The sequence below is a fragment of the Mesorhizobium sp. WSM4848 genome (genome assembly GCF_055811375.1).
The window spans coordinates 92,792-115,124 of the sequence record NZ_JBVVPX010000003.1 but is presented as its reverse complement, the minus strand read 5'-3'; the positions used below and the strand labels follow the sequence as shown (position 1 = coordinate 115,124).

At 62.3% G+C, this 22,333-nt stretch carries 27 protein-coding genes; 23 read left to right on the top strand and 4 right to left on the bottom strand.

All coding sequences use genetic code 11. From position 1 onward, the window contains the following. Positions 1 to 11: 11 nt before the first annotated feature. From AC0L16_RS04670 to gph, 6 genes are all read left to right on the top strand, one after another. Complete coding sequence (locus AC0L16_RS04670) at positions 12 to 1,505, top strand: ribulose-bisphosphate carboxylase large subunit (RefSeq protein WP_473619279.1); 1,494 nt, start codon at positions 12 to 14, stop codon at positions 1,503 to 1,505. A gap of 18 nt (positions 1,506 to 1,523) precedes the next feature. Further along, positions 1,524 to 1,958 (top strand): ribulose bisphosphate carboxylase small subunit, encoded by a 435-nt coding sequence (locus tag AC0L16_RS04665; protein ID WP_023797690.1) that lies wholly within the window; start codon positions 1,524 to 1,526, stop codon positions 1,956 to 1,958. Between the two features lie 7 nt (positions 1,959 to 1,965). Then, entirely contained in the window at positions 1,966 to 2,904 is a 939-nt protein-coding gene (cbbX, locus tag AC0L16_RS04660) for a CbbX protein (RefSeq protein WP_473619278.1), read from the top strand. A 62-nt stretch (positions 2,905 to 2,966) separates the two neighbouring features. Continuing rightward, positions 2,967 to 3,653 carry a ribulose-phosphate 3-epimerase gene (gene rpe / locus AC0L16_RS04655; RefSeq protein ID WP_473619277.1) on the top strand — a complete coding sequence of 229 codons (687 nt, stop codon included), beginning with the start codon at positions 2,967 to 2,969 and terminating at the stop codon, positions 3,651 to 3,653. A gap of 21 nt (positions 3,654 to 3,674) precedes the next feature. Then, positions 3,675 to 4,232, top strand: a complete 558-nt coding sequence (locus AC0L16_RS04650; RefSeq protein ID WP_473619275.1) for a thioredoxin family protein — start codon at positions 3,675 to 3,677, stop codon at positions 4,230 to 4,232. Next, positions 4,229 to 4,930: a phosphoglycolate phosphatase gene (gene gph / locus AC0L16_RS04645; RefSeq protein ID WP_473619273.1), complete on the top strand. Its 702-nt coding sequence runs from the start codon at positions 4,229 to 4,231 to the stop codon at positions 4,928 to 4,930. The genes AC0L16_RS04650 and gph overlap by 4 nt, the downstream gene beginning before the upstream one ends. Positions 4,931 to 5,034: 104 nt before the next feature. Here gph and AC0L16_RS04640 read toward each other — a convergent pair whose 3' ends face one another. After that, positions 5,035 to 5,415: a c-type cytochrome gene (locus AC0L16_RS04640; protein WP_473619272.1), complete on the bottom strand. Its 381-nt coding sequence runs from the start codon at positions 5,413 to 5,415 to the stop codon at positions 5,035 to 5,037. A 656-nt stretch (positions 5,416 to 6,071) separates the two neighbouring features. Between AC0L16_RS04640 and AC0L16_RS04635 the strand changes: the two genes are divergently transcribed. The 6 genes from AC0L16_RS04635 to AC0L16_RS04610 all read left to right on the top strand — a co-directional run bounded on the left by AC0L16_RS04635 (position 6,072) and on the right by AC0L16_RS04610 (position 10,830). Then, on the top strand, positions 6,072 to 6,281 hold the full coding sequence (locus AC0L16_RS04635; protein WP_473619270.1) for a hypothetical protein: 210 nt from the start codon (positions 6,072 to 6,074) through the stop codon (positions 6,279 to 6,281). Positions 6,282 to 6,319: 38 nt separating this feature from the next. Next, a complete protein-coding gene (locus AC0L16_RS04630; protein ID WP_473619269.1) occupies positions 6,320 to 7,324 on the top strand; it encodes an ABC transporter substrate-binding protein in 1,005 nt (334 codons plus the stop codon). Between the two features lie 44 nt (positions 7,325 to 7,368). Beyond that, positions 7,369 to 8,148: an ABC transporter permease gene (locus tag AC0L16_RS04625; RefSeq protein WP_473619449.1), complete on the top strand. Its 780-nt coding sequence runs from the start codon at positions 7,369 to 7,371 to the stop codon at positions 8,146 to 8,148. Further along, positions 8,117 to 8,857, top strand: a complete 741-nt coding sequence (locus AC0L16_RS04620) for an ABC transporter ATP-binding protein (protein WP_473619448.1) — start codon at positions 8,117 to 8,119, stop codon at positions 8,855 to 8,857. Before AC0L16_RS04625 ends, AC0L16_RS04620 begins: the two co-directional genes overlap by 32 nt. A gap of 36 nt (positions 8,858 to 8,893) precedes the next feature. Then, positions 8,894 to 9,865, top strand: a complete 972-nt coding sequence (locus AC0L16_RS04615; RefSeq protein WP_473619267.1) for a quinoprotein relay system zinc metallohydrolase 2 — start codon at positions 8,894 to 8,896, stop codon at positions 9,863 to 9,865. A 104-nt stretch (positions 9,866 to 9,969) separates the two neighbouring features. Then, positions 9,970 to 10,830 carry a quinoprotein dehydrogenase-associated SoxYZ-like carrier gene (locus AC0L16_RS04610; RefSeq protein WP_473619266.1) on the top strand — a complete coding sequence of 287 codons (861 nt, stop codon included), beginning with the start codon at positions 9,970 to 9,972 and terminating at the stop codon, positions 10,828 to 10,830. A gap of 44 nt (positions 10,831 to 10,874) precedes the next feature. Here AC0L16_RS04610 and AC0L16_RS04605 read toward each other — a convergent pair whose 3' ends face one another. Continuing rightward, a complete protein-coding gene (locus AC0L16_RS04605) occupies positions 10,875 to 11,228 on the bottom strand; it encodes a hypothetical protein (RefSeq protein ID WP_473619265.1) in 354 nt (117 codons plus the stop codon). Positions 11,229 to 11,902: 674 nt separating this feature from the next. Between AC0L16_RS04605 and AC0L16_RS04600 the strand changes: the two genes are divergently transcribed. From AC0L16_RS04600 to AC0L16_RS04585, 4 genes are all read left to right on the top strand, one after another. Next, positions 11,903 to 13,801, top strand: coding sequence for a methanol/ethanol family PQQ-dependent dehydrogenase (locus tag AC0L16_RS04600; RefSeq protein WP_473619263.1), 1,899 nt, complete (start codon positions 11,903 to 11,905; stop codon positions 13,799 to 13,801). 186 nt (positions 13,802 to 13,987) lie between these two features. Further along, complete coding sequence (locus AC0L16_RS04595) at positions 13,988 to 14,509, top strand: c-type cytochrome, methanol metabolism-related (protein ID WP_473619262.1); 522 nt, start codon at positions 13,988 to 13,990, stop codon at positions 14,507 to 14,509. 1 nt (position 14,510) lies between these two features. Beyond that, the gene (locus AC0L16_RS04590) at positions 14,511 to 15,374 is read left to right on the top strand and encodes a substrate-binding domain-containing protein (protein ID WP_473619260.1); all 864 of its coding nucleotides are present in this window, start codon (positions 14,511 to 14,513) and stop codon (positions 15,372 to 15,374) included. Between the two features lie 19 nt (positions 15,375 to 15,393). Then, complete coding sequence (locus AC0L16_RS04585; RefSeq protein ID WP_473619446.1) at positions 15,394 to 15,951, top strand: PQQ-dependent catabolism-associated CXXCW motif protein; 558 nt, start codon at positions 15,394 to 15,396, stop codon at positions 15,949 to 15,951. Positions 15,952 to 16,001: 50 nt separating this feature from the next. On the opposite strand, the gene AC0L16_RS04580 is transcribed toward AC0L16_RS04585, so the two are convergent. Beyond that, entirely contained in the window at positions 16,002 to 16,139 is a 138-nt protein-coding gene (locus AC0L16_RS04580; protein WP_023797673.1) for a hypothetical protein, read from the bottom strand. A 220-nt stretch (positions 16,140 to 16,359) separates the two neighbouring features. Here AC0L16_RS04580 and pqqB point away from each other — a divergent pair, with 220 nt between their 5' ends. The 4 genes from pqqB to pqqE are packed head-to-tail and all read left to right on the top strand — an operon-like array spanning position 16,360 to position 19,464. Beyond that, the gene (gene pqqB, locus AC0L16_RS04575; protein ID WP_473619445.1) at positions 16,360 to 17,298 is read left to right on the top strand and encodes a pyrroloquinoline quinone biosynthesis protein PqqB; all 939 of its coding nucleotides are present in this window, start codon (positions 16,360 to 16,362) and stop codon (positions 17,296 to 17,298) included. After that, positions 17,295 to 18,053, top strand: a complete 759-nt coding sequence (pqqC, locus tag AC0L16_RS04570) for a pyrroloquinoline-quinone synthase PqqC (protein ID WP_473619259.1) — start codon at positions 17,295 to 17,297, stop codon at positions 18,051 to 18,053. Before pqqB ends, pqqC begins: the two co-directional genes overlap by 4 nt. Further along, positions 18,050 to 18,346 (top strand): pyrroloquinoline quinone biosynthesis peptide chaperone PqqD, encoded by a 297-nt coding sequence (gene pqqD / locus AC0L16_RS04565; protein ID WP_473619258.1) that lies wholly within the window; start codon positions 18,050 to 18,052, stop codon positions 18,344 to 18,346. Before pqqC ends, pqqD begins: the two co-directional genes overlap by 4 nt. Next, positions 18,343 to 19,464 carry a pyrroloquinoline quinone biosynthesis protein PqqE gene (gene pqqE / locus AC0L16_RS04560; protein ID WP_473619256.1) on the top strand — a complete coding sequence of 374 codons (1,122 nt, stop codon included), beginning with the start codon at positions 18,343 to 18,345 and terminating at the stop codon, positions 19,462 to 19,464. The genes pqqD and pqqE overlap by 4 nt, the downstream gene beginning before the upstream one ends. On the opposite strand, the gene folP is transcribed toward pqqE, so the two are convergent. After that, positions 19,448 to 20,299 carry a dihydropteroate synthase gene (gene folP / locus AC0L16_RS04555; protein WP_473619255.1) on the bottom strand — a complete coding sequence of 284 codons (852 nt, stop codon included), beginning with the start codon at positions 20,297 to 20,299 and terminating at the stop codon, positions 19,448 to 19,450. The genes pqqE and folP overlap by 17 nt on opposite strands. A 105-nt stretch (positions 20,300 to 20,404) precedes the next feature. On the opposite strand from folP, the gene AC0L16_RS04550 reads away from it, so the two are divergent. The 3 genes from AC0L16_RS04550 to AC0L16_RS04540 all read left to right on the top strand — a co-directional run bounded on the left by AC0L16_RS04550 (position 20,405) and on the right by AC0L16_RS04540 (position 22,250). Continuing rightward, the gene (locus AC0L16_RS04550) at positions 20,405 to 20,878 is read left to right on the top strand and encodes an SRPBCC family protein (protein WP_473619254.1); all 474 of its coding nucleotides are present in this window, start codon (positions 20,405 to 20,407) and stop codon (positions 20,876 to 20,878) included. Between the two features lie 22 nt (positions 20,879 to 20,900). Beyond that, positions 20,901 to 21,317 (top strand): GFA family protein, encoded by a 417-nt coding sequence (locus AC0L16_RS04545; RefSeq protein WP_473619252.1) that lies wholly within the window; start codon positions 20,901 to 20,903, stop codon positions 21,315 to 21,317. Between the two features lie 348 nt (positions 21,318 to 21,665). Next, positions 21,666 to 22,250 carry a GNAT family N-acetyltransferase gene (locus AC0L16_RS04540; RefSeq protein ID WP_473619251.1) on the top strand — a complete coding sequence of 195 codons (585 nt, stop codon included), beginning with the start codon at positions 21,666 to 21,668 and terminating at the stop codon, positions 22,248 to 22,250. Positions 22,251 to 22,333 lie beyond the last annotated feature (83 nt).

Genomic DNA, 22,333 nt, shown 5'->3' with positions numbered 1-22,333 from the left:
GGAGACCTGTCATGAACAAGATCGACATGCCGTCAGCTGGCACGCTCAAGGAAGGCAAGGAACGCTACAAGTCGGGCGTCATTCCCTACAAGAAGATGGGCTACTGGGAGCCGGACTACCGGCCCAAGGAGACCGACCTGATCGCCATGTTTCGGATCACGCCGCAGCCAGGCGTCGACCACGAGGAGGCGGCCGCCGCCATCGCCGGTGAATCCTCCACCGCGACATGGACGGTGGTGTGGACCGACAGGTTGACCGCCTGCGAGCTCTACCGGGCCAAGGCGTTCAGATCCGAGCCGGTGCCGAACACCGGTCCCGGCACCAAGACCGAGCAGCAGTACTTCGCCTACATCGCCTACGACCTCGACCTGTTCGAGCCGGGCTCGATCGCCAACCTGACGGCATCGATCATCGGCAACGTGTTCGGCTTCAAGGCAGTCAAGGCCTTGCGGCTCGAGGACATGCGCATTCCGGTGGCTTACCTCAAAACCTTCCAAGGCCCGGCGACCGGCATCGTGGTGGAACGCGAGCGGCTCGACAAGTTCGGCCGGCCGCTGCTCGGCGCGACGACGAAGCCGAAGCTTGGCCTGTCAGGCCGCAACTATGGCCGCGTCGTCTACGAGGCGCTGAAGGGTGGCCTCGACTTCGTCAAGGACGACGAGAACATCAACTCGCAGCCGTTCATGCACTGGCGCGACCGCTTCCTCTACTGCATGGAGGCCGTGAACAAGGCGTCGGCCGCCACCGGCGAAGTCAAGGGCCATTATCTCAACGTCACCGCCGGCACGATGGAGGAGATGTACGAGCGCGCCGAATTCGCAAAACAGCTTGGCTCCTGCATCGTCATGATCGACCTGGTCATCGGCTACACGGCGATCCAGTCGATGGCCAAATGGGCACGCCGCAACGACATGATCCTGCACCTGCACCGCGCCGGCAACTCGACCTATTCGCGCCAGAAGAACCACGGCATGAATTTTCGCGTCATCTGCAAATGGATGCGGATGGCCGGCGTCGATCACATCCATGCCGGCACCGTGGTCGGCAAGCTGGAAGGCGACCCGCTGATGATCAAGGGTTTCTATGACACGCTGCGCGAGGAGCGCACGCCGCAGAACCTCGAAACCGGGCTGTTCTTCGACCAGGAGTGGGCCTCGCTCAACAAGGTGATGCCGGTCGCCTCGGGCGGCATCCATGCCGGCCAGATGCACCAGCTGATCCATTATCTCGGCGAGGACGTCATCCTGCAGTTCGGCGGCGGCACGATCGGCCATCCGGACGGCATCCAGGCCGGCGCGACGGCCAATCGCGTCGCCTTGGAAGCGATGATCCTCGCCCGCAACGAAGGCCGCGACTATCTGCGCGAAGGCACCCAAATCCTCGAGCAGGCGGCCAGATGGTGCACGCCGCTGAAGGCGGCGCTGGAGACCTGGAAGGACGTCACCTTCAACTACGAATCGACCGACACGGCCGACTTCGTGCCAACCGCAACGCCCAGCTTCTAGACGAAAGGAACCGTCGCCATGATGACCAATCCGGGAAACAAGGTCACGCAAGGACAGTTTTCGTTCCTGCCTGACCTGACCGATGAGCAGATTTCGGCGCAGATCAAATACGCGCTGAAAAACCACTGGGCGGTCAGCGTCGAGTACACGGACGACCCGCATCCGCGAAACACCTATTGGGAGATGTACGGCAACCCGATGTTCGACCTGAAGGACCCGGCGGGCATCCTGCTTGAAGTCAACAATTGCCGGAAAGCCATGCCCAACATGTATGTCCGGGTCACCGCCTTCGACTCGAGCAAGGGCTGGGAAGCGCCGCGCATGTCGTTCATCGTCAACCGGCCGCCCAACGAACCCGGGTTCCGGCTGCTGCGCCAGGAGCGCGACGGCCGCAGCCAGGGCTATTCGATCGTGCCTTATGCGACCGACAGGCCTGAAGGCGAGCGGAGCTAGCCGAACCATGCTGGACGCGATAGCAAAGGGCACTGCCGCGCCGGACGCGCCGGTCGATCTGCAGGCCGAGTTCGAGGCGTCCAACATCGATGAGGTGTTGGGCAAGCTCGACCGCGAACTCGTTGGCCTGAAGCCGATCAAGACTCGTATTCGCGAGATCGCGGCCCTGCTCCTGGTCGACCGGCTTCGCCGCAAGTTCGGCCTGACCTCGGGCGCGCCGACCCTGCACATGAACTTCACCGGAAATCCCGGCACCGGAAAGACCACCGTGGCGCTGAGGATGGCCGAAATCCTGCATCGTCTCGGCTATGTCCGCGAAGGCCACATGGTCGCGGTGACGCGAGACGATCTCGTCGGCCAGTATGTCGGCCACACCGCGCCCAAAACCCGCGAAGTGATCAAGCGCGCCATGGGCGGGGTACTTTTCATCGACGAGGCCTACTATCTCTACAAGCCCGAGAACGAACGCGACTACGGCCAGGAATCGATCGAGATCCTGCTGCAATGCATGGAAAACAACCGTGACGATCTGGTTGTGATCCTTGCCGGCTACAAGGACAAGATGGACCGCTTCTTCAACAGCAATCCCGGCATGCGCTCGCGCATCGCCCACCACCTCGATTTTCCCGACTACGGCGTCGGCGAGCTCAAATCGATCGCCGAGATCATGCTGGCGGAACAGAATTACCGTCTCAGCGAGGCGGCGGCCAAGGCGCTCGAAGAGTACCTGCCGATCCGCATGCGGCTGCCGCATTTCTCCAACGCTCGCTCGGTCCGCAATGGGCTCGACCGGGCGCGGCTTCGCCAGGCCAACCGGCTTTTCACGTCGCGCGACCGGGTGTTGACGAAGACCGACCTTATCACCATTGAGGAATCCGACATTCGCGGCAGCCGCGTGTTTGCGGAAGGCAAGCTCGAAGGCGAACCGGAGACGAAGCCGCGCTGACAAGATGACGCCGGTTGGCGAGCAGCGACCGGGTACGGAAGACAGAATGGGAGCCGACGACCATGGGTACCAAGACAATCATTGCGCCCTCGGTGCTTTCTGCGGACTTCTCGCGGCTCGGCGACGAGGTCGAAGCAGTCGTCCGGGCGGGCGCCGACTGGATCCATCTCGACGTGATGGACGGTCATTTCGTGCCCAACATCACCTTCGGTCCGCCGGTGATCAAGGCGATCCGCGATCGAACCGACAAGGTCTTCGACTGTCACCTGATGATTGCGCCGGCCGACGCCTATCTCGCCGCCTTCGCCGATGCCGGTTGCGACATCATCACCGTGCATGCCGAGGCCGGGCCGCATCTCGACCGTTCGCTGCAGGCGATCAGGAATCTCGGCAAGAAGGCCGGCGTGTCGCTGAACCCGTCGACGCCGGAAAGCGTCATCGAATATGTGCTCGACCGGCTCGATCTGGTGCTTCTGATGACGGTCAATCCGGGCTTCGGCGGCCAGGCTTTCATTCCGGCGGTCGTCGACAAGGTCAGGCGGGTCAAGTCGCTGATCGGCAACCGCCCGATCGACATCGAGATCGACGGCGGCGTCACCCCCGAGACCGCCCCGCTGGTCAGCGCGGCCGGCGCCAATGTGCTGGTCGCCGGCTCGGCCATCTTCAAGGGCGGCAGCGAGGCTGCCTATCGCGCCAATATCGGCGCCATCAGGCAGGCAGCCGACGGGGCGATCCGGAAAGCCGCGTAAACCATTTCATCGGAGCACAACATGGGGGCAATCCCACCTGTCTGCGATTTCGGCTGGCAAGCCATCGATGCCGTCTTGCCCGGTGTCGACGGCAAATCGCATTCGATCTTCAGCCACGCCGGCCCGAACGGGCTGGTGGTGGCCTTCATCTGCAACCACTGCCCTTACGTGAAGGCGGCGATTTCCCGCGTCGTCCGCGATGCCAACGACCTCAAGCCCGAAGGCATCGGCTTTGTTACGATCAACTCCAACGATGCCGACGCCTATCCGGATGATTCCTTCGACAACATGAAGCTCTTCGCCAAGACGAACGGCTTCACTTTCCCCTACCTCCACGACGAGCGCCAGACGGTGGCGCGTGCCTATGGAGCCGTTTGCACTCCGGATTTCTTTGGGCTCAACAGCGAATTGACACTGCAATATCGCGGCCGGCTGGACGCGGCGCGGCGCGACGCTGGACCGCCTGGACTGAGACGCGACCTTTTCGAGGCGATGAGACAAATTGCCCGAACCGGCGACGGACCGCTGGACCAGATCGCTACGATCGGCTGCTCGATCAAGTGGAAGGATGCTGCATGAACGTCGGCGCAGGCAGGCGGTTTCGATCGCCGAAAGCGATCCTGTTCGACCTCGACGGCACGCTGGTCGATTCGGCGCCTGACATAACCGCCGCCGTCAACGAGCTGCTGGCCGGTCGCGATCTGTTGCCGCTGCGCCTGGAGCAGGTCAAGGCGATGATCGGCGGCGGCGTCAGGAAACTGGTCGAGCGCGCCTTCGCGGCATCCGGCGCGCCGCTGCTCGGCAGCGCGCTCGATGAAGCTAACCGCGCCATGGCGCCGATCTACCGCAGACATCTGACCGGCCTGACGACGCTGGTGCCCGGCGTCAGGGAGGTTCTCACCCACTTCCACTTGAGCGGAATAGCCATGGGCGTGGTGACCAACAAGCCGCAGCTGGCGGCTCGCGAAATCCTGCTGCATTTCGGGCTGACGGAGCATCTCGGCGCGATCGTCGGCGGAGACGCGGTGACTTGCCTGAAACCGGCGCCCGACGCTCTGCTGCTGGCGCTCGACCAGCTTCAGGTCGAGCCTCGTGACGCGCTGATGGTCGGAGACAGCGGCGCAGACGTGGCCGCCGCCCGCGCCGCCGGCATGCCGGCTATTCTGCTGCGTGGCGGCTACACACAAATTCCAGTTGAAGAGCTTGGCGCCGACCTGGTTTGCGACGGCTTGCTCGACCTGCCTTCCGCGATGCGCAGGCTGCAAGACGCCGCGTGACCAGCGCCACCAGTGCAGGCGCCGGCCGAACGCAGTTACGAACGGCCGGCGAAGTCGCGTTACTCCGGCGGAAGAACCGGGTTACTTCCTGCGGAAGAACCGGGTTACTTGGAGAATTGCTTCAGATAGGCGATGACGTTGGCGAGATCCTCGTCCTTCTTGAGACCGGGAAACGCCATCTTCGTGCCTTTGATCATGGCCTTGGGATCGCGAAGATAGGTCGTCAGCGTGGCTTCGTCCCATTTGACGCCGGATGCGCCCGCCTCGGTCATGGATTTAGAATATTTGAACCCCGGATGCGTGCCGGCCGTCCGGCCGATAACGCCGCTCAATGACGGACCGATCTTGTTCTTGTCCTCATCGACGACGTGGCAGGCCTTGCATTTGGCGAAGACCTTCTCACCCGCGGCGGCATCCTGTGCCTGCGATTGGTTCGTCATGAACGTCGCAACGGACACGACGGCGAAAAATGCGATTGCACGCATGGCATTTCCTCATTGATCGTCAAGGTGCCCTGGACGATTTCCGCATGCCTCTGTCTGATCATCGGCATGCATCGTTTTATGCAGAGCGAAAACGTCTCCCTTGTGGAGTTGCAGCGCCTGCATCTTGGAAGCTACCCGGCAGATGAGGGATGTCAACCGTTACCCCGAATTCAAGGCAATCGCCTCAGACCAATTGCCGCTCGTGGCGCAGTCGGCGAAGCTGCCGATCTCCCCCTTGCGGGGGAGATGCCCGGCAGGGCAGAGGGGGGTGCTGTCCCGCGGCCTGTCAGCCAATTACAGCCACGCCGTCAGGCTGTTTTCGGTTGGGAATGGTTTAATCGAGAGTTGGCGATCCTTCCCACCCCCTCTGTCCTGCCGGACATCTCCCCCGCAAGGGGGGAGATTGGATGCCGCTTCGGCTTTCGCCAACCACCAAAAGCTGGAAGACTGGGCAAGGCGCACTGCAACCCGAAGCGCGAGTCGGCTCCGGTAGACCCAATCCATTCGCCGTTGTTGACGGCCATCGGGCGAGCGCGTAGCCTCAAACCATTCTGGTTTTCCATGGGCACCTCGGGACTCCGGCAGTTTTGTCCAGGCTCGCGGATCGGGCCGGATCTCGCCAAAGCGGGCGTCTTCAAGCGCGCAAGAGGTGCTGAATGGATATGGTCGACCTCATCTTGACGGTTTGCCTGATTGCCAATCCGGGCAATTGCCGAGACGAACATCTCTATTTCGAGAGCCGCGGCTCTCTGTTCCAATGCATGATGCTGGCGCCCACCGAAATCGCGAAATGGTCGCAGGAACACCCGACCCTCAAGGTCAGTCGCTGGAAATGCGCTTTCCCGAACAAAGACCGTGCGATCTGATCGGCGCCCGGCCTGTTATGGCCCCGGGAGGAGACATCATGATGATTTCGCGTCGAGGAACGCTCCGGCTGGCAGCTCTTGGAACAGCCGCAGCGGTTGTCCCAAAGCCCTCCTTCGCCACGACCCCCTCCTTCGCCACGGGCAGGGTTCGCATCGGTGTGCTGAAATTCGGCACGGTGAGCTGGGCGCTTGACACGCTGAAGCACCACAAGTTTGACACAGCCAACGGCATCGATCTGGAGGTCCTCGATTTCGCCGGCGAGGATGCAACCAACGTCGCCATGCTGGCCGGCGCGATCGACATGATCGTCTCCGACTGGCTGTGGGTCTCACGCCAGCGATCCGAAGGCGTCGACCTCACATTGGTCCCCTATTCGACCGCCGTCGGGGCGATCATGGTGAAGGAGGGAGCGCCGATCCGGATGATCACCGATCTAAGGGGAAAAAAGCTCGGCGTCGCCGGCGGACCGCTCGATAAAAGCTGGCTGCTGATCCAGGCGCTGGCCAGACGCGATCACGGCCTCGACCTGCCGGCAACCAGCGACGTCGTCTTTGGCGCGCCGCCGCTGATTTCGGAAAAGGCGATGCAGGGCGAGCTCGATGCGGTGCTCAATTTCTGGCATTTTTGCGCCCGGCTCGAGGCCAACGGCTTTCGTCGGCTGATCGGCGCCGATGCTGCGGCGAAGGCGCTCGGGGCCTCTGGCGCTGTATCGGCGCTCGGCTATGTCTTTCATGACAAATGGGCGAACGAACATCCGGACGCTATCGCGGGCTTCATCAAGGCTTCGGCGCAGTCCAAGGACTTGCTGGCCAGATCCGACGATGAGTGGCTGCGCCTTGCACCTGTTATCCGCGCGCAAGGCGAGGAACTGGCAAAACTGCGTGACCGCTATCGCGAGGGCATTCCCAGACGCCCCGTCGCCGAGGATGCGGCCGACGCGGGAAAACTCTATCGCGTTCTGGCCGAGATCGGCGGCGAAAAGCTGGTCGGCCGCGCCCCCGAGATGGCGCCCGGCACGTTCTGGCAGGTACCCCCGCAATGAGCGCACCTGATACCGGCGATCGCCCGCCTGGCGCTGCGGCCGGCATGTCCAGCCAATCCGGCCTGGCAGCGGCGCTGACACCGGTGCTGACGGTGGCGGCCTCTCTGCTCGGGCTTGGCCTGCTATGGGGTCTTGCGGCAAATGCCTGGCCGAGCCGTGCCTTTCCAGGGCCGGGACAGGTCTGGCAGGTGCTGCTCGCAGAGGCGGCCAACGGCGATCTTTTCTACCATCTCGGCACGACGCTCGGCCGGGTTGCCGCGGCATATGTCGTCGCTATGATTGTTGGCTCGGTCATCGGCGTCCTCCTCGGCAGCCACCGCAGCGCAGACCGGTTCTTCGCTCCCTGGGTGGTTCTGTTCCTCAACATTCCCGCGCTGGTCGTCATCGTGCTCGCCTACATCTGGTTCGGCCTCAACGAAGCGGCGGCGATTGGCGCGGTTGCCGTCAACAAGATCCCGAATGTCGTGGTGACGATGCGCGAAGGCGCCAGGGCGCTTGATCCGAGTTACGCCGAAATGGCCGCCGTCTACCGCTTTGGTCTTCTCGACCGCGCCCGCCATGTCCTGCTGCCGCAACTGCAGCCCTATCTTGCCGCCGCCTCACGATCCGGCATCGCTCTCATCTGGAAGATCGTCCTGGTGGTCGAGCTGCTCGGCCGCTCCAACGGCGTCGGCTTTCAGATCTATCTTTATTTCCAGCTCTTCGACGTCGCCGCCATCCTTGCCTACACCCTGGCTTTCGTGGCGGTGATGCTTGTCATCGAACTCTTTCTGGTGCAGCCCGTTGAACGACATGCAACCCGTTGGCGGCGTCGTCCCACTTAGGGTCGACATCGCCGAAAAGACTTTTAGGTCCGCGCAAGGCGTCTCGATCACGGCGCTCCAGGACCTTTCCTTCGAGGTCCGGCAAGGCGAATTCGCCTGCTTGCTGGGGCCGTCCGGCTGCGGCAAGACCACGACGCTGCGCATCCTGCTTGGGTTGGACAAGGACTTTTCTGGCTCGTTCCAACTGCCTGAAGGCGGCTCCGACCGGATCGCCGCCGTATTCCAGGAGCCAGTCTTGCTGCCGTGGCGGACGGTGGAGCAGAATGTCAGGCTGGCGCTGCCGAAAAGCCTGAGGGCGAAAAATCTCGAGGGGCTGTTCGAGACGCTCGGCCTCGCCGGCATGCGCGCGCTCTATCCGGCGGAGCTTTCGCTCGGCCTTGCGCGCAGGGCAGCGCTTGCCAGGGCCTTCGCCACCGAACCGGCGGTGCTGTTCCTGGACGAACCCTTTGCCTCACTCGACGAACGGACCGCCGAGCGGCTTCGGCACCTGCTTTTGACCGTGTGGTCGGCGCGGCCCACGACCGCGCTGATGGTAACCCACAATCTGCGCGAGGCCTTGATGCTGTCGGACCGCATCATCGTGCTCGCGCAGCGGCCGGCCCATGTGCTCGGCATGTTCGACGTAAGGCTGCCGCGGCACTATCGCAATCCACAGGTGATGAGCGACCTTTTGCGGTCGTTCCAGCAAAAATTTCCGGGCGTGGCCTGATCGCCTTACAGTTCGGAACCATATCGGGAGGAAGCCATGCCGATCGACAGGGCACGACGCAAGCTTGTGAACGGCTTCGCCTGCACCGCGGCCAGCGCCGCCATGCTGCCCTGTTGCCTCGGGCGGGCCGCTCTCGGAGCAGCCTACGGCCTTGAATTCAAGCTCAGGAAAGTCGCCGACGGCGTCTTCGCGTTCCAGGGCGTCGATGAATTGATGAGCGCCGCCAACCAGGGCGCGATCTCCAACCTGGGCGTCGTCGTCGGCGCCGACGCCGTCGCCGTCATCGACAGCGGCGGCAGCCTGATCGAGGCGAACGCCCTCATCGCCGCGATCGGCAAGATAAGCGCCAAGCCGGTTCGCTACCTGATCAACACCCACATGCACCCCGACCATGTCTTCGGCAACGCGGCGTTCCGGCAGATCGGTGCCACCATCGCCGGCCATCGCAATCTGCCGCGCGCCCTCGAGGCGCGCGGCGCGTTCTACCTGCAGAGGTTTCGCGAACAGATCGGCGACGCGCTCATCAATGGGATCGAGATCATACCGCCGACGATGCTGGTCGACGATCGCCTGCAGCTCGACCTTGGCGGACGCGTGCTCGAATTGCAGGCATGGAAGGCGGCTCACACCGACAACGACCTGACCGTCTTCGACAGCGCGACCCGCACGCTGTTTGCCGGCGATCTGGTTTTCATCGGTTCCTTGCCGACGCTCGACGGATCGCTGCTCGGCTGGCTCCGCCAGATGGATGCGCTCGCCGCGATCGGCGCCGTGCGCGTCGTGCCGGGTCATGGCCCGGTGCCGGCCGACTGGCCGGCGGCGCTGACGGGAGAGCGCCGCTATTTCGAAATTCTGGCGCGCGATATTCGCAAGGCGATCGCCGACGGGATGCCGCTCCGCGACGCCGTCAAGACCGCCGGCGCAAGCGAACGAGGCAATTGGCATCTGTTCGACGACTACAACGAGCGCAATGCAACGGCCGCCTTTGCCGAACTCGAATGGGAATAGGTCGCAGCGACAAGCGCTGTGGATCGATTTGCCAACGCATCGTCAAGGGTCTATCCTCGACATCGGCCTGGGCACCACCTCTCTGACATTGGTGGAGGCATCGAATGCAGAACCACGCTTTCCGGAGCCGGCAGTTCGGTTTGCCGCTCGCAGCCGTCCTTGCCGCGATTGTCCTGGCCGTCGGCACGCTGTTTGGCGCCTCCGGAGCCAACGCCCAGCAGACAACCGCGTCTTCGGACAGGATCTGGCAGGATCTGAAAGGCGACGTGTTCGGCGATCGGGCAATTCTGGTCGATAGCGGCGTCATCAGGATCGAGGCGCCGAAGCGGGCGCAGGATGCCGCCATCGTGCCCGTCGACATCTATATCGACCCGGCCAAGGCGCCCGTCGGCATCAAATCCGTCACCCTGATCATCGACGTCAATCCAGCGCCGGTGGCGGCGACGTTCGAGATCGGCAAGGACGCCGGCGTGACGCATCTGTCGACGCGCGTGCGCGTCGACGACTATTCCTACCTGCGTGCCATAGCAGAGACGCAGGGCGGCGAGCTTCACATGGCCCAGACCTTCGTCAAGGCGTCAGGCGGATGCTCCGCCCCGGCGCTCAAGAACCAGGACGAGGCGATTGCGACGATGGGGCAGATGAAGCTGCGCCAATTCCCGCCGCAAGAGACGATGACAAAGGCGCAGGAATTGCAGCTGATGATCCGCCACCCGAACAATTCGGGCCTGCAGCGCAACCCCTTGACCCAGTATTTCATCCCCGCGCATTTCGTTCAGAAACTGTCGGTCTCGCAGGCAGACCGGCTGATCCTGTCGATGGAAGGGGGGATATCGATTTCGGAAGACCCCAATTTCCGGTTCGATTTCACCGCGCACGGCACTGGCCAAATCCAGGTCGAAGCGATCGATACGGATGGCAAGGTATTTCGCAATCAATGGCCGCTGGAGGCTACGGGACTCTGAAGCCTCGAAACCGTAGCAGCTGCTGTCGGCGATCTTACATGGGCCTAAAAGCAGCGCACGTCGGCTTCCGCCTGCGCGCGCTTCAGTTGCGTGCTTGCGGCTTTTGCCGGCGCGCTTTCGCGGAACAGTCCCGAACGCTCCCCTGTCGTCAGGGACATGCTCTTGAAGGTCTCGGCCCTTTCATAATCCTCGAATGGAAGGATCGAGGCGATGACGTCGATCGAGCAGGAACAGCTCTCCAGCGCCTGACGTGTCTGGCCATTCGTCTGCATGCAGCCGAGCACATAGTCGACAACCGTCGCCGTCGGATAATCTGAGGCGGCACCGGCCGGATTGGCGAAGGCCAGGGCCGAAATGAGCAACAGCGGCACGCTCGAAAAGCCGACATATCTGATCATGGGGAACCTCCGATTGGCCCGGAACGTGACAGATCGAGCCCGATGGATCGAGACGGATCACCGCACCAGATGGCCTCGTGCCGCCACGCCAGTCAAGTTCTCATCCGGGCCATATAGTACCAAAGGAGCAGGGCCGTCCCGGCCGGCAAAAGGCCTCCCCGACAGCACGAACATCGGCTCCGAATCCTGGTGCTGAGCTTGATTTCAGGTCTCCTCCACTATCGCCAGAGGGAGCGACGCGCGCATACTTAAAATCATACGATCCAGCGAATATTCCCAAATAAAAATCAATACATTTTGCGCAAAAAATACGCAAAATTTAACGATTTATATAAATCCCGCTTCATCCACAGTCGATCAATAGCTTTCAGCCCGGGTTTTTTCATATCTATTTCTCTATATTGCAGTGCAACATAGATGGAAGTGATTTTTCTTGCCTTCCGTCTGGGGATGACATAGCTTCATCCTGTTTCCGGCTTCAAGGGCGTCACCGTCAATTAGGGAGCGGCGACAGTCTTTCGTAGGCCAAGTGGGATGGGCAGTAACGGTGCCCTCTGCTCATTCGGCTTAGGTCGTGACACGCTGCCGGAAATACTTCCCCCACATGAATCGCTTGGGCAAGCCCTGGTGGGCTCAACGGACGATTCGTCATTGTGCACCCTGGGAGGACTTTGATGCGTGTATTAGCGAAAACTGCCTATCTACTAACGACCGCGGCGCTCATGTCGTTCGGCGCGGTCCACATGACGTCGGCCAATGAAGAACTGATGAAAATGGCCGAGAATCCCAAGGACTGGGTGATGCAGACGGGTGACTACGCCAACACCCGCTTTTCCAAGCTCAACCAGATCACCAAGGACAATGTGAAGAACCTGCAGGTCAAGTGGACCTTCTCCACTGGCGTGCTGCGCGGCCATGAAGGCGGGCCGCTGGTCATCGGCGATGTGATGTATGTCCACGCGCCGTTCCCGAACACCGTCTATGCTCTCGATCTCAAGGATGACGGAAAGATCCTCTGGAAATACGAGCCCAAGCAAGACCCGAATGTTATTGGCATCATGTGCTGCGACACGGTCAACCGTGGCGTCGCCTATGGTGACGGCAAGATCATCCTCAACCAGGCCGACACCACCGTCGTGGCACTCGATGCCAAGTCCGGCAAAGTCGTCTGGACGGTCAAGAACGGCGATCAGATCGACGGCGGAAAGGGCGAATCCGGCACGTCAGCGCCTGTGGTCGTCAAGGACAAGGTTATCGTCGGCATCTCTGGCGCCGAATATGGTGTTCGCGGCCACATCTCGGCCTACAACCTTTCGGATGGCAAGCTTGCCTGGCGGGCCTATTCGACGGGACCCGATGCAGAAACCCTGATCGATCCCGAAAAGACTACCCATCTCGGCAAACCAGTCGGCGCGGACTCGGGCACGAACACCTGGGAAGGCGAGCAGTGGAAGACCGGTGGCGGCACGACTTGGGGATGGTACGCCTATGATCCCAAGCTTAACCTGATCTACTACGGCACCGGCAATCCATCGACCTGGAACCCGGTCCAGAGGCCGGGCGACAATCGCTGGTCGATGACGATCATGGCTCGCGATGCCGATACCGGGATGGCCAAGTGGCTCTACCAGATGACCCCGCATGACGAGTGGGATTATGACGGCGTCAACGAGATGATCCTTGTCGACGGCATGGACATCAAAGGCACCAAGCGCGATGTGCTGGTGCATTTCGACCGCAATGGCTTTGCCTACACCATGGATCGCGCCAATGGCGAGCTTCTCGTCGCCAAGAAATACGATCCGGCAGTGAACTGGGCGACGGAAGTCAACATGGACCCCAGCAGCGACCAGTACGGCCGTCCGCAGGTGGTCGCCAAATATTCGACCCAGCAGAACGGCGAAGACACCAACTCGACGGGCATCTGCCCGGCCGCGCTTGGAACCAAGGACCAGCAACCGGCGACCTATTCGCCGAAGACCGGTCTGTTCTACGTGCCGACAAACCATGTCTGCATGGACTATGAGCCCTACAAGGTGAGCTACACCGCCGGTCAGCCTTACGTGGGCGCCACCGTGTCGATGTATCCTCCCCCTGGAGCCGACCACATGGGCAACTTCATTGCCTGGGATGCTGCCAAGGGCGAGATCGTCTGGTCCAAGCCCGAGAAGTTCTCGGTCTGGTCGGGCGCGCTGGCGACCGACGGCGACGTCGTCTTCTACGGCACGCTCGAGGGCTACATCAAGGCAGTCGATCATGACGGCAATGAACTCTACAAGTTCAAGACCCCGTCCGGCATCATCGGCAACATCAACGCCTACGAGCATGACGGCAAGCAATACATCGCCGTTCTGTCCGGCGTCGGCGGATGGGCCGGTATCGGCCTGGCAGGTGGACTGCTTTCGCCCGAAAACGCCGCTGCCTGGCATGGCGCCGTCGATCAGGGCCGTGCGCAAGGCGACGAGGCTGCAGTCGTTGGGACTGCTGGTCTGGGCGCGGTCGGTGGCTACGCAGCACTTGCCGACTACACGACGCTGGGCGGCCAGCTCACCGTCTTCGGTCTCCCGGACTGATACACGGGCACGGGAAACCCCGAGGCACGCCTAGGGCTTGTGAGAAGACCAAGGCTTGAAAAGCGAGAGCCCGGATCACCGGGAAGCCAGGACCGGGCTCTCCACTTCCGCCGCGCACTCAAACATCGATCAATGCCGCTTCACGACAGCAAGACCGTGTGCAGGCGAAATGAAGGAAGTAGCTGAATGTCCGTTCGCATTGTAATTTCCGCTCTCGCTCTGGCGCTGCCCCTGGCAACTTCAAGCCTCGCGCAAGCCCAGGACAGCGCTGAAAAAGCCAAGGCAGTGACGGAAGAAGGCGGCAAGCATTTCGACGCGGAGGGAAATCCGACCTACAAGATCGAAAACGGAACCGTCGACTGGTACACGTTCAGCGGTTACCGCCGGTATCACTCCGATTGCCATGTCTGTCACGGACCGGACGGCACCGGCTCGAGCTATGCGCCGGCCCTGCTCAACAGCCTGAAGACAATGGATTACGCCACCTTCATCTCGATCGTCGCCGAGGGCCGCAAGAATGTCGGCGGCGGCAAGGAAAATGTCATGCCTGCCTTTGGCGACAACAAGAACGTCTATTGCTACATGGACGATCTCTACGTCTATCTGCGTGCCCGCGCCGACGGCGCGGCGCCCCGCGGCAGGCCGCCAAAGAAAGCTGACAAGGCACAGGCAGCGAAGGATGCCGAAGCATCCTGTATGGGTGGATGATATGATTGGCCGTGACGCGTTGAAGCTGTGTTTTGTCCTGCCGATGCTCGGCGCACTCGCCTTGCTGTCTGCGAACGCTCAGGCGCAGGACGCCGGCCTTGGTGCCGCGGGCGAACTGGTCGACCCAGACATTCTGCGCGTCTGCGCCGATCCTTCGAACATGCCCTTCACCGACAAGAGCGGCGAAGGCTTCGAAAACCGGCTGGCCGACCTGGTTGCCGCGAAAACCGGCCGAAAGTCCGTCGCCTATACATGGTTTCCTCTTGTCACCGGCTTCGTGCGCAACACACTGGCGGCCAACCGATGCGACATCATCATGGGCTATGCCCAGGGCGATGAACTGGTGCAGAACACCAACGCCTATTATCGCTCGTCCTATGTGCTGGTGCACCCGAAGGGCAACGGCATGGAAGGCGTCGAGACAATCGAGGATCCGAAACTCGCGGGCAAGAGGATCGGCGTCGTCGAAAGCACACCGCCGACTGCCAACATGGCCGCCAACAAACTCATGCGAACGGCAAAAATCTATCCGCTGGCGGTGGATACCCGCCTCACCCCTTCCATGGGGGAAGTCATGATCAAGGACATGCTCGCCGGCAAGATCGATGCGGCGGTCATGTGGGGACCGATGGCAGGCTACTATGCCAAGCAACTCGGCGCCGATCTCACGATCGTTCCGCTGGTGAAGGAGAAAACCGGCTCGCGCATGTCATACCGCATCACCATGGGCGTGCGTCCATCCGACCAGGAATGGAAGCGGACGCTCAACCGGGTGATCAGGGAAAACCAGGCGGAGATCACCAGGATCCTGCTGGACTACGATGTGCCGCTGATCGACGAACACGATAATCCGATCACGCAATGACGAGAAACGTATGAAGGGGATGAAGGGAAAGGAGACGATTTTGCTGGTCGCCGCGGGCCTTCTGGGTCTGACCGAACCGATGTGGGCTGGCGATATCGCCGAGCCCAGCGGCTACCGGATGGACGAATATCGGGCGCCGGTGACGCAGACGCTGCAGGGCGCGAGGGTGGTGACGACGGCGGAGGCGGAGGCGCTGTGGCGGGAGAAGAAGGCGGTGTTCTTCGACGTCATGCCGAACACGCCGAAGCCGGCTAATTTGCCGGCAGGAACGATTTGGAGAGCCAAGGTCAGAAAGGACATCCCAGGCAGCACCTGGCTGGCCAATGTCGGTTACGGCGCTATCTCCGAGGAGACGGCCAACTATTTTCGCCAGGGCCTCGCGGCCGCAGCCGGTCCCGACAAGTCGCGTGCCATTCTGTTCTATTGCATGACGAATTGCTGGATGTCGTGGAATGCCGCGAAACGGGCCATCGAATGGGGCCACAGTTCGGTGATCTGGTATCCGCCCGGCGCCGATGGATGGGAGCGTGCCAACCTTCCGCTGGAGGAAAGGAAGCCTTATGTGATTAGCAATTGAGCATGAGCATTGTTATTTTCTTGTTTTTCGACTTTTCAGAACCTGCCGTTTCATTTGTCCATTTTGAGAGCTGATGGACGAGCCATTGCAATGGTGCCCAGCAATGGTTGACTGAGAAAAGGATCGGCCCCTTCGGGCTGGTAGAAGAGGAGATATGCCATGAAGAAGAGCTGGACGAAACCGACCATGTGCCAGGTTGCTGCGGGCTTCGAGATTTCGCGGTATCTGCCTGCTGAAATTACTCCCAAGAAGTAGGCCGCAGAGGTGCGTGTCCCCGGCAACGGGGACACGCACTGTCTTGCCGCGCGAGGTCTTGGTGAAAGGCTTTGACGCGTTCAATGCGGGCGCGAAGCCATTCGCGGTCGAAGATTTGCTGTTGGTTGAACAAGCCGCAGAGCGGGCATGGCAATGCGCTTGAAGATCATCGGCTCGGCGGCAGGCGGCGGCTTTCCGCAGTGGAACTGCAACTATCGCCTGAGCCGCGCGGCTCGCACCGGGATGGCTGGCGTGCATTCGCGAACCCAATCAAGCATCGCCGCCTCAGTGGATGGGGCCGGCTGGGTTCTCTTCAACGCCTCGCCCGATATTCGCCAGCAGATTGCGCAAACGCCTGAATTGCAGCCGGCGCCTGATGCGCCGTTGCGTTCGACGCCCATCCGCGCTGTGGTGCTGACCAATGCCGATGTCGATCATGTCGCCGGCCTGCTCAGTCTGCGTGAGCGGCAGCCCTTCGCCATCTACGCAACGACACAGGTGCTGGCGACGCTGGAGGCGAATTCGATCTTCAATGTCCTCGATCCGGCGCTCGTGCCGCGACGCATCTTGCCGCCGGCGCAAGAACTGACGATCTGCGACGCAGACGGCCAAGACACCGGCGTGACTGTCGAGAGTTTTCCCGTGCCCGGCAAGATAGCCCTCTATCTCGAGGAAAGAAGCCGGCCGGAAGCCAATTTCAGTTCCGACGCCGGCGACACGATCGGCGTCCGTATCGGCGCTGCCGGCAGCCGCGGCTCCGTCTTCTACATCCCGGGTTGCGCGCGCATCGATGCGGCCCTGCGCACGCGCCTGGCCGATGCCGCCTGTGTCCTGTTCGATGGCACGGTCTACACCGACGACGAGATGATTGCCGCCGGCGTCGGCCAAAAGACCGGGGCGCGCATGGGGCATCTGGCAATGTCGGGAGACGATGGGTCGATCGCCGGCTTGGCCGAATTGAGGATCGGCCGCCGTGTATTCGTCCACATCAACAACACCAATCCGGTTCTGGACGAGAATTCCGCCGAACACGCAGTGGTCAAAGCGGCTGGCTGGGAAGTCGCCCGCGACGGCATGGAGATGGAATTTTGAGCGATTTCCACGACGCGGCCAGGAACGGCCTGTCCTCCAGCGAGTTCGAAGCCGTGCTGCGGCAAATCGGTGCCGAGCGCTATCACAACCGCCACCCTTTCCATCACAGGATGACCAGCGGTGCGCTGTCGAGGACCGAGATGCAGGCATGGGCGCTGAACCGCTATTGCTACCAGGCCGTCATCCCGCGCAAGGATGCCATGATCCTGGCACATGCTGAGGATCCGGCGTTTCGCGCCGCCTGGCGCAAACGCATCGAGGACCATGATGGCGAGGACGGCTGGAGCGGCGGTATAGCGCGCTGGCTGCATCTGGCGACCTCGCTCGGCCTCGATGCCGATGACGTGAAGAGCGAAAGGCTGGCACTGCCGGCGACACGTTTCGCGGTCGGCGCCTACCTCGCCTTTTGCACGAACCGGACGCTGTTCGAGGCGGTCGCCTCGTCGCTGACCGAGATGTTCTCGCCACTCATCATCGGCGAACGGGTCCCGGCGATGCTGGCCAAATACGATTACATTACCGAGGACACGCTGGCCTATTTCAGCCGACGGCCTGAACAGGCCTCGCGCGACGCCGACTTCGCCCTCGCCTACGTGCTCAGCCATGCCGACACGGCGGAACACCAGCAGCAGGCGATCGATGCGCTGGTGTTCAAATGCGATATACTGTGGGCCATGCTCGACGCGCTTCAACACGCCTATGGCGAGCCCGGAAACATCCCGCCCGGCGCCTTCCGTCCGGAGCCAGCCCGATGATGGCGCTGCGCGAAAGAGCTTTGGTTTCGTCACGATCGGTGCCGTCGCTGCCGAAGCACGTGCGCATACAGTACGATCCCGTGCGGCAGGCGTTCGCCGTGCTTTCGCCGGAAAAGGTGTTTTGGCCTAACGACATCAGCCTCGATATATTGCGCCGCTGCGATGGACGGTCCACGGTCTGCCACATCATCGCCGAGCTTGCCGCGGATTATGACGCCGAACAGCAGGCCGTGGCGGCCGACGTCGTCGCCTTCCTGCAAGAATGGTCTGACAAGCTGCTGGTAAAACTATGAGCGAGCCCCTTCTCCCTCCGATCGGCATGCTGGCGGAACTGACGCATCGCTGCCCGCTGCAATGCCCGTATTGCTCCAATCCCCTCGAATTGCTGAAGGCCAATCGCGAACTCGACACCCAGACCTGGCTCGACCTGTTCTCGCAGGCCGCCGATCTCGGCGTTCTCCAGGTGCATCTGTCGGGCGGTGAACCGACGCTGCGACGCGACCTCGAGCAATTGATCGCCGGGCTTTCGGCGCGCGGCGTCTACACCAATCTGATCACCGCCGGCGTCGGCATTGCCGAAGGCCGCATCGAGGCATTTGCCGAAGCCGGGCTCGATCATCTGCAGCTGAGCTTTCAAGGCGCACGGCCGGCGACCACCGACCGCATCGGCAACCACAAAGGCGGCCACGAAAAGAAGCTGGAGACGGCACGCCGCGCCCGCGCGGCCGGCCTGCCGCTGACCATCAACGCGCCGATCCATCGCCACAACATCGAGGAAGTGCCGGAATTCATCGACCTGGCGCTTTCGCTGGGCGCGGAGCGGCTCGAGATCGCCAATGTGCAGTATGCCGGCTGGGCGCTGACCAATCGCGATCAACTGATGCCCGAGCGTGCTGCGGTCGAAAGTCAGGCGGAGATCGTCGCGGCGGCGCGCGAACGGCTCGCCGGCATCATGAACATCGATTTCGTCCCACCGGATTATTTCGCTATCTATCCCAAGCCGTGCATGGGCGGCTGGGCGCGCGACGCGTTCATGGTGGCGCCAGACGGCACCGTGCTGCCATGCCATGCCGCACAGACCATCCCGTCGCTCAGCTTTGAGCGTTTCGGACCGCGCAGCCTGGCCGAAATCTGGACCGATTCGCCGGCATTCAACGCCTTTCGCGGCACCGACTGGATGCAGCAGCCCTGTCGCAGCTGCGAACGGCGTGAGATCGACTGGGGCGGCTGCCGCTGCCAGGCGATGGCGATCGCCGGCGACGCCGCCGCGACGGACCCGGCTTGCGCGAAATCGCCGATCCATGCGCGCATGGCCATGCTGATCGACGAAGCCCAGCGTGCTGCGGCAGTTCCTTCGAACGACGAACAATTCGTCTACCGGCGGATCGGCGTCGTCACCGAGCCCGCCTGATCTCTTCCCCGGTTTCGCGCTGGCGCACCGCGTCGGCGAAGGCCAGTGCGTCGCGATTGACGGCAACGTTGTGGACGCGAAAGATCGAAGCGCCCTTCAGCCGCAGGATGACGCTTGTTGCCGCTGTGCCGACGTCTCGCCCCTCGTCACTTTCGCCGACCAGGCCACGGGCAAGGCGCTTGCGTGACGTGCCGACGAGCAATGGAAAACCGAGCGCGCGCAATTCACCGAAGCGAGCCATGAGCTCGAGGTTTTCTTCGCCGTCCTTGGCGAAAGCAAAGCCGGGGTCGAGCACGATCCGCTCGTCCGGGATGCCGGCGTCGCGCGCGATCGCCAGCGATCTGTTCAGGAACAGGAACTGGTCGGCGATCACATCCGCCAGTTTTTCGCGGCCGCGCCCGGTGTGCATGATGACCAGGCCGGCGCCGGTTTCCGCCGCAACCTGCGCGATGTCGGGTTCGCGCTGCAGGCCATGCACGTCGTTGACGATATGCGCGCCCGCGGCGACCGCCAGCCGCGCCGTCTCGGCCCTGTAGGTGTCGACCGAAACCAGGCTGCCACCTTCGGACGACAGCGCCTCGATGATCGGCAGGATGCGCGCTTGTTCCTCGCGCGCCGAAACGGCGCCGGCGCCGGGCCGGGTGGATTCGCCGCCGACATCGATGATCGCCGCGCCCTCGCCGATCAGGCGCCGCGCCTGCTGCAGCGCCCGCTCCGGCCGGTCGAAGTCTCCGCCGTCGGAAAAACTGTCCGGCGTGACGTTCAAAATCCCCATCAGCAACGATTTCGCGCCAAGATCGAGATGCCGTCCATGAGCAAGCTGCCAGCGCGTCATGCGTCAACCTTTTTTCATATCAGATGCAATTCGCGACAAGATTGTCACTCACACGGGTCCGGTTTCCCCATCTACCTATGCTCGCGAAACAAAAGGAGCGTAGCAATGACCAGGGAAACGATCAGCTTTATCTACACGACCTATATCGTCTCGACACCGGGAAAGGTGTTCGAGGCGATAACCAAGCCGGACCTCGCACGGCGCTACTGGGGCCACGAGAACGTCTCCGACTGGAAGCCCGGTTCGAGCTGGCAGCATATCCGCGCCAATGATGAACGGACCGTCGAGCTCGTCGGCAAGGTCGTCGAGGTGTCGCCGACCCGTCTCGTCATCACCTGGGCAAACGCTTCGCAGGCGTCCGATCCGGCGAGCTACAGCCGGGTAAGCTTCGAGCTCGAGGAATACGAGGCCATGGTCCGGCTGACCGTCAGCCATGACGAGCTCGAAGCCGGCAGCGGCATGGCCAACGGCATCAAGAAGGGTTGGCCGATCGTCCTCTCCAGCCTGAAATCCTTCCTCGAAACCGGCCAGGCGATCGATGTCTTCGCCAAACCGCGCGCGTCCGAACGGGCTGCCTGACCCGGATTATGGAGCCGAGCAGATGAATACTCTCTACACCGGCGGATGCGCGTGCGGCGCGGTCCGCTACGAGGCAAAGGCCGCCCCGATCTTCGAGAACCACTGCCAATGCCGCGATTGCCAGCAAAGAAGCGGCACCGGTCACGGATCTTACCTGACGTTTGCGTCGCGGGCGGACGTGACGATCACCGGCGTGACGACGGACTGGCGTGTCGCGGCAGACAACGGGAATGAGAAAATCCATTCCTTCTGCCCGGTCTGCGGAACGCCGACACACTTGACATACGCCGCCATGCCGGACGTGATCACGGTCCATGCCGCAAGCCTTGACGATCCAGGCCGGTTCAATCCGACCGTGGTGACCTACGGTATCCGGGCCCTCACCTGGGACAAGATGGAAACCGGGCTGACGACGTTCGAGAAAATGCCATCAGGCTAACGGCCCGGCGGGGGGCGGACGCGCACTATCTCCAGGAAGCGGATCTGTGCCCCATCGCGGCATTTCTCCGGCTCGAGCAGTGCGAGCCCCGCTCCGAGCCATTCCTCGCGGGTTCAGGTCTTGTGTTTGATCATCGCTCCTGTCTGCTTGCTCGGGGTTGCCTTTCCGTTTCTCGAAACAACTTGTTGCGTCAGGAGATAAACTTAACGCCGGAGGCGAAACATGGTAGCCAGATGTGGAGCGGGTTTCCGATGGACTGCCTGATCACGGACTCCTACCCGCTTGTTGCGGCGCCCGTTTGAGGGCGCGGGCGCCTCGTCGGACCACCTGCGTCGCATGGAGGGCAGCATGAAATCGCCGACAGTGAGAGTTATGGCCGCGGCCGATGAAGATCCGGCGATCGGAACAATCGTTCTGGCGTTTGCAGCGGATCCCATGGCGCGATGGACCTGGCCGCATGCACACCAGTACCTTGCCGCCATGCCGCGACTGGTCCGCGCCTTCGGAGCCAGGGCATTCTCAAACGGAAGCGGCTTTTGCACCGATGGCTATACCGGGACGGCGCTGTGGCTGTCGCCCGATGTGCATCCCGACGAGGAAGCGCTTGGTGCGCTTGTCGAGAGCACGGTTTCGCCCTCCCTTGCCCCTGAAGTCGCCGCTATATTCGAGCAGATGGCGAAGTACCATCCGGCCGAACCGCATTGGTACTTGCCCGTGATCGGCGTCGACCCGGCGCATCGGGGCGAAGGTCACGGCAACGCCTTGATGGCGTACGCGCTCGCGCAGTGCGATCGCGATCACGCGCCCGCCTATCTGGAATCCTCGAACCCGCGCAACATTCCGTTCTACCGGCGCCACGGCTTCGAACCGCTCGGCGCGATCCAGATCGGTTCATCGCCGACGCAAGTCCCGATGCTGCGGCGACCGCGTTGAGCCAGGTAGGGAGACGAGCGAAGCGTCAACCGCCCGGCTAACCGGCCGGCGTCACGGCCGACGCTCCACGACATTCCGGCTCC

Coding starts and splice junctions, on each gene's coding strand:
- AC0L16_RS04670 (WP_473619279.1), top strand. CDS start 12: ATGAACAAGATCGACATGCCGTCAGCTGGCACGCTCAAGGAAGGCAAG.
- AC0L16_RS04665 (WP_023797690.1), top strand. CDS start 1,524: ATGATGACCAATCCGGGAAACAAGGTCACGCAAGGACAGTTTTCGTTC.
- cbbX (WP_473619278.1), top strand. CDS start 1,966: ATGCTGGACGCGATAGCAAAGGGCACTGCCGCGCCGGACGCGCCGGTC.
- rpe (WP_473619277.1), top strand. CDS start 2,967: ATGGGTACCAAGACAATCATTGCGCCCTCGGTGCTTTCTGCGGACTTC.
- AC0L16_RS04650 (WP_473619275.1), top strand. CDS start 3,675: ATGGGGGCAATCCCACCTGTCTGCGATTTCGGCTGGCAAGCCATCGAT.
- gph (WP_473619273.1), top strand. CDS start 4,229: ATGAACGTCGGCGCAGGCAGGCGGTTTCGATCGCCGAAAGCGATCCTG.
- AC0L16_RS04640 (WP_473619272.1), bottom strand. CDS start 5,415: ATGCGTGCAATCGCATTTTTCGCCGTCGTGTCCGTTGCGACGTTCATG.
- AC0L16_RS04635 (WP_473619270.1), top strand. CDS start 6,072: ATGGATATGGTCGACCTCATCTTGACGGTTTGCCTGATTGCCAATCCG.
- AC0L16_RS04630 (WP_473619269.1), top strand. CDS start 6,320: ATGATGATTTCGCGTCGAGGAACGCTCCGGCTGGCAGCTCTTGGAACA.
- AC0L16_RS04625 (WP_473619449.1), top strand. CDS start 7,369: ATGTCCAGCCAATCCGGCCTGGCAGCGGCGCTGACACCGGTGCTGACG.
- AC0L16_RS04620 (WP_473619448.1), top strand. CDS start 8,117: ATGCAACCCGTTGGCGGCGTCGTCCCACTTAGGGTCGACATCGCCGAA.
- AC0L16_RS04615 (WP_473619267.1), top strand. CDS start 8,894: ATGCCGATCGACAGGGCACGACGCAAGCTTGTGAACGGCTTCGCCTGC.
- AC0L16_RS04610 (WP_473619266.1), top strand. CDS start 9,970: ATGCAGAACCACGCTTTCCGGAGCCGGCAGTTCGGTTTGCCGCTCGCA.
- AC0L16_RS04605 (WP_473619265.1), bottom strand. CDS start 11,228: ATGATCAGATATGTCGGCTTTTCGAGCGTGCCGCTGTTGCTCATTTCG.
- AC0L16_RS04600 (WP_473619263.1), top strand. CDS start 11,903: ATGCGTGTATTAGCGAAAACTGCCTATCTACTAACGACCGCGGCGCTC.
- AC0L16_RS04595 (WP_473619262.1), top strand. CDS start 13,988: ATGTCCGTTCGCATTGTAATTTCCGCTCTCGCTCTGGCGCTGCCCCTG.
- AC0L16_RS04590 (WP_473619260.1), top strand. CDS start 14,511: ATGATTGGCCGTGACGCGTTGAAGCTGTGTTTTGTCCTGCCGATGCTC.
- AC0L16_RS04585 (WP_473619446.1), top strand. CDS start 15,394: ATGAAGGGAAAGGAGACGATTTTGCTGGTCGCCGCGGGCCTTCTGGGT.
- AC0L16_RS04580 (WP_023797673.1), bottom strand. CDS start 16,139: ATGGTCGGTTTCGTCCAGCTCTTCTTCATGGCATATCTCCTCTTCTAC.
- pqqB (WP_473619445.1), top strand. CDS start 16,360: ATGCGCTTGAAGATCATCGGCTCGGCGGCAGGCGGCGGCTTTCCGCAG.
- pqqD (WP_473619258.1), top strand. CDS start 18,050: ATGATGGCGCTGCGCGAAAGAGCTTTGGTTTCGTCACGATCGGTGCCG.
- pqqE (WP_473619256.1), top strand. CDS start 18,343: ATGAGCGAGCCCCTTCTCCCTCCGATCGGCATGCTGGCGGAACTGACG.
- folP (WP_473619255.1), bottom strand. CDS start 20,299: ATGACGCGCTGGCAGCTTGCTCATGGACGGCATCTCGATCTTGGCGCG.
- AC0L16_RS04550 (WP_473619254.1), top strand. CDS start 20,405: ATGACCAGGGAAACGATCAGCTTTATCTACACGACCTATATCGTCTCG.
- AC0L16_RS04545 (WP_473619252.1), top strand. CDS start 20,901: ATGAATACTCTCTACACCGGCGGATGCGCGTGCGGCGCGGTCCGCTAC.
- AC0L16_RS04540 (WP_473619251.1), top strand. CDS start 21,666: ATGAAATCGCCGACAGTGAGAGTTATGGCCGCGGCCGATGAAGATCCG.